We start from the raw sequence: 4,034 nt of genomic DNA on the forward strand, positions 1-4,034 counted from the left end.
CCCGGCCCCTTAGCGGTGGCTAGAAAGGCTAAATCAGCCCATTTTTGCGGGGCTAGGAACTGTTTTAGATAGGGGTGGAATAGGTTCGATAAGTCCCTGTCTAAGTCCCAAGTTTGTTGACGACTATCATCGCTGAAATTAGAGAGGGCCAGTCCTAGTTGGGGACTGCTGGTATGCAAGGCTAATCCATAGACAGGGGAAGACAAGTCAATCTTTCTGTATCAGTAAGTTTTTATGGGTCGCCTGGGATTCGAACCCAAGACCAATCGGTTAAAAGCCGAGTGCTCTACCGCTGAGCTAGCGACCCGTTTCGTGTTCTGCACACGATTCATCAATATAACATCTTATCTGGGCTAAGTCAAGGGGTAATTTAAATTTGATTGACTCGCATTTCCACGATCGCCTCACGGCTACTCTGGGGTTCCATGTAGTTCAAATGTTCGCCTGTGTTGAGGGCGTTGCGGGGGGCGCTCCAGGGTTCGAGACAGATATAATTTTTATCTTTCAGAGTCCAAAAAACTATAGTTGTATAGAGATTATCGTAACTGAGGATAATTTGACGCTGATGATAGGAATCACTAAAACTACTTTGATGGCGAGTAATTTGCGGAAAAGCGGCATCAATTTCTTCGAGATTAAAGTCAAAGTTGCCGGAGTAGGAATGGAGGGTTTTCCTGCGTTGGTCGAGGTATTGGGAGGAGGGAATATCAAAAGATAATCGGGTTTTATCGGTGACTTGAAAATAGGGATGGAACCCGATAGAAAAGGGCATTTTTTCGGGTGAAAGATTAATAACTTTTTGGTGAATTTTGAGGCTGTTTCCTTGCAGTTGATAGGTAAAGATTAATTGAAAATCAAAGGGATAGACTTGACGAGTTGCTTCATTACTGTTTAATTCTAGGGTTAAACTAGCGGCAGTTTCGGTGCTTTGTTTGCTCACTTGCCAGGGTAAATCACGAGCAAATCCGTGTTGTTTGAGGCTATAGTTTCGGCCTTGGTGTTGATAGGTATTATCGGGTAAGTTGCCGCAGATAGGGAATAAAATCGGGACTCCTCCTCGCACACTGAGGTTAGGATCTTTGAATCTTTCTCTGTCCAGATATAAAATATCTTCTCCGCAAATTTGCCAACGGGTGATGATTCCTCCCCTAGCGGGAACCACTTCCAGATAAGCGTCAGCTTCTTCATCCTTGAGACAATAGGTAAGATATTGATTTTGGTTTTGAGTGATAGTAAAGGTCATATCAGTTATCAGTTATCAGTTATCAGTTATCAGTTATCGGTACAGCTGACTAAAAAGCTGATTGCTAACATAGAACGTAGGTTGGGTTGAAGCATGAAACCCAACACCCGCTCATGTTACGCTACTACTAACCCATCCTAACAAATAATTGTGCCTCCCTACTTAGCTTAACCAATGAGGTTTTAGATTCGGCCCTTGTGAATAAGCTGAGATAGCCTAGCTTGAGATGAAAATTTGGGTAAGAAAATAGGCAATTGCGGCACTACCAACGGGTACAGTGAGATTATCTATACCTAGTTTCGAGAAAGTTTCTAGAATAGTGGCTCCGATCGCTGTTAATAAAGATACTAGAATAATTGGCGGATTAATGCCATTAACAAAAGATAAAATAATCAAGCTGACTAGAAAGCTGACTCCTAACATAGTCAGGGAACCTTCCAGACTTTTGCCACTGCCGAAAATTTTGTAGGGATGTTGACCAAAATTTTGTCCCACTAGGGCTGCTAATCCGTCTCCTAAAGCCATAATTAAAATACCCATTGCCGCATATTCGGGGTGAGAAATTGGCCAAAAATAAGCCACGAGAACACCGATACTAACAGCATAAAAAAAAGTTCCCCAACTGCGGCGGCCAACACTATTAAGACTGGGTAAAATGGGGAAAAAATAGGATAGGATAGCAATAATTGCCGCTAGGATGGCCGCACTTATTCCCACCCAAGCGGGGATATTTAACCACCAAGCAAAAAGGATGACGTTTCCTGTGCCAATGTGGACAACTTTGCGGGTAATTTCGCCATCGGTACTGAAAAGACTTTTTAATTTTTCAGCGATCAGAATCAGAACAGCTAGGTAACAGGCGACTAAACCGATCGAAAATAGGAGAGAGTGGGATAGTTCCACGTGGCAAAAGCGAAAATTGACTATCTATTTAGTTTAGGCGATCGAGGTGACATTGATGAAAGGAATTTTTATTGGCTTAATTGAGGGATATAGACGGTTTATTTCGCCGCTATTTCCCCCTTCCTGTCGTTTTCAACCCACCTGTTCCCAGTATGCCATGGAAGCGATTGATCGCTTTGGTGTGCTGCGGGGTTCTTGGTTAGCAATTAAGCGTATTCTCCGTTGTCATCCCTTTCACCCCGGAGGTTACGATCCTGTGCCTCCCTGTAGCCACAAGCACGATTAAAAGCCACAGTAGTTATCTCAATGGTGAGATACGAGGTTTTCGTTTTGGGGATTCAGGAGTCAGGATTCAGGAGTCAATACCAAATTAGGTTATACTTCATTTTTAGGGTAAAGTCTGTAAAACTCTTGATATTTTTAGACCCGTTGATGATTGCCTATTTTCTTTGGGGAAAACGCTCGATATCGGCGATGCCATAAAAGATGATCTGTTTATCTTTTAAACGTAGTCGATCGACTCTTAATTGGGTACCATCGAGGGCAAATTTATCTAAATCCATGAGGTTGTTAACGTGGCTGATTAAAGCTTCTCCTAAAGCTTTCGATCTTTCGTCCCCTTGATAAACCACCTCAACAAATTGAATTTTTCGCCGTTCTTCCACAACCACAGCAGTGGTCATTTCTAGAAGAATTGGCTCTTCTTCTCCCAATTTGATGAGACTTTTCAGAGTTAAAGTTTTATCGTCATTGAGAATTAATTCCGTATTCTGACAGTGAATTGATTTACCTTCGTACTCTAATCTTTGCAGTTTTTCGACAATAAAAGGTGTATTAAAAGAGGTGGTTAAGTCTTCTTCCGTTAAAACTACCCGCAAAGTGGCCCGCGTCGGTTGACGGAGTTTTACCTGTCCGGTAAAAATGGCACTAAAATCGATCGCCACCGCTTGTACATACAATTCCATGGCTTCGATGCGTAGGCCATTGTACATCAGCATCGACTGACCGATAAAGTCAAAACCGTCGATACTGCCTTGCAGTAATTTGGCCACGGGTTCGGCGCGGACAGTGGCTTTCAGCTTGCCTGTCCGTTTGAATAATGCAGCGATCGCAGCACTCACCGCCTTACTGATGAGTTGATCGCCGCTCTGATTGGGAAAAGGTAAGCTACCAAACACGCCTGCTGTCATATCTCTCATAGGTGGGACTACAACGATCTTAACATTATTTAAAGTTTCTTTACATCTCGTTTTATTAATGAGGATGATAAGCAATCTGTATGATTCTGTAGAGGTTATAAATTTTTAGCGGTCTATCCCGTGCTAGGGGATAGGATAGAAAAGTGCTACTATCCCAGTGATATAGCGTTTTTCACTTAGAAAATCGGGGTTAAAAACGTGGTTGCCATTTCAGATCAACAACAGTTAGCCGCTACCCACAACCACAGCGATCGAGTGGCGGTATTATTGATGGGATACGGGGAAGTGGAGAGTTATGAGGACTTTGCCAACTATAATGAACAGGCCTTAAATCTGCTGACGGCTAAGTTCGCTCCTGTACCGACTTGGGTTTATCCTCCCCTAGCGAAATTATTGGCCCTATTTGACCTACACGAATGGCAGCACCAGCATAATCACTTTATTTCGCCCCATAACCACATTTTCGAGCATCAAAGACAGGAAATCGAGCGCAATTTACAGGCAAAATGGGGTAATCGGGTGGAGGTATTCAAAGCGTTTAACTTCTGCGCGCCTTTTTTACCGGCACAGGTGTTAACGGAAATCCGCGAACGGGGATTCGAGAAAATTTTGATCTATCCTCTCCTCGTTGTTGATTCTATCTTTACCAGTGGCATTGCGATCGAACAAGTTAACAAAGCTTTAGCTCA

General features: G+C 43.1%; 5 protein-coding genes, 1 tRNA gene and 1 pseudogene. 2 read left to right on the plus strand and 5 right to left on the minus strand.

Annotated elements, in window-relative coordinates; genetic code table 11:
- From PX481_RS16355 to PX481_RS16370, 4 genes and pseudogenes are all read right to left on the minus strand, one after another.
- A pseudogene (locus PX481_RS16355) lies at nt 1-206 on the minus strand (tRNA (adenosine(37)-N6)-threonylcarbamoyltransferase complex dimerization subunit type 1 TsaB); the annotation flags it as partial.
- Between the two features lie 29 nt (nt 207-235).
- Nucleotides 236-307 (minus strand) — tRNA-Lys (locus PX481_RS16360).
- Nucleotides 308-370: 63 nt separating this feature from the next.
- A complete protein-coding gene (locus PX481_RS16365) occupies nt 371-1,243 on the minus strand; it encodes an aldose epimerase family protein (protein ID WP_002757753.1) in 873 nt (290 codons plus the stop codon).
- Nucleotides 1,244-1,459: 216 nt separating this feature from the next.
- On the minus strand, nt 1,460-2,146 hold the full coding sequence (locus PX481_RS16370) for a diacylglycerol/polyprenol kinase family protein (protein WP_002757750.1): 687 nt from the start codon (nt 2,144-2,146) through the stop codon (nt 1,460-1,462).
- Between the two features lie 55 nt (nt 2,147-2,201).
- Between PX481_RS16370 and yidD the strand changes: the two genes are divergently transcribed.
- Complete coding sequence (yidD, locus tag PX481_RS16375; RefSeq protein ID WP_002757748.1) at nt 2,202-2,432, plus strand: membrane protein insertion efficiency factor YidD; 231 nt, start codon at nt 2,202-2,204, stop codon at nt 2,430-2,432.
- A gap of 154 nt (nt 2,433-2,586) precedes the next feature.
- Here the strand turns inward: yidD and PX481_RS16380 are convergent, their stop codons facing one another.
- Complete coding sequence (locus tag PX481_RS16380) at nt 2,587-3,345, minus strand: LmeA family phospholipid-binding protein (protein WP_002757745.1); 759 nt, start codon at nt 3,343-3,345, stop codon at nt 2,587-2,589.
- A 198-nt stretch (nt 3,346-3,543) separates the two neighbouring features.
- Between PX481_RS16380 and PX481_RS16385 the strand changes: the two genes are divergently transcribed.
- On the plus strand, nt 3,544-4,034 hold a 491-nt coding region (locus tag PX481_RS16385), incomplete at its 3' end, for a ferrochelatase (RefSeq protein ID WP_288095022.1).

Source organism: Microcystis sp. M53603_WE2, from assembly GCF_030065435.1.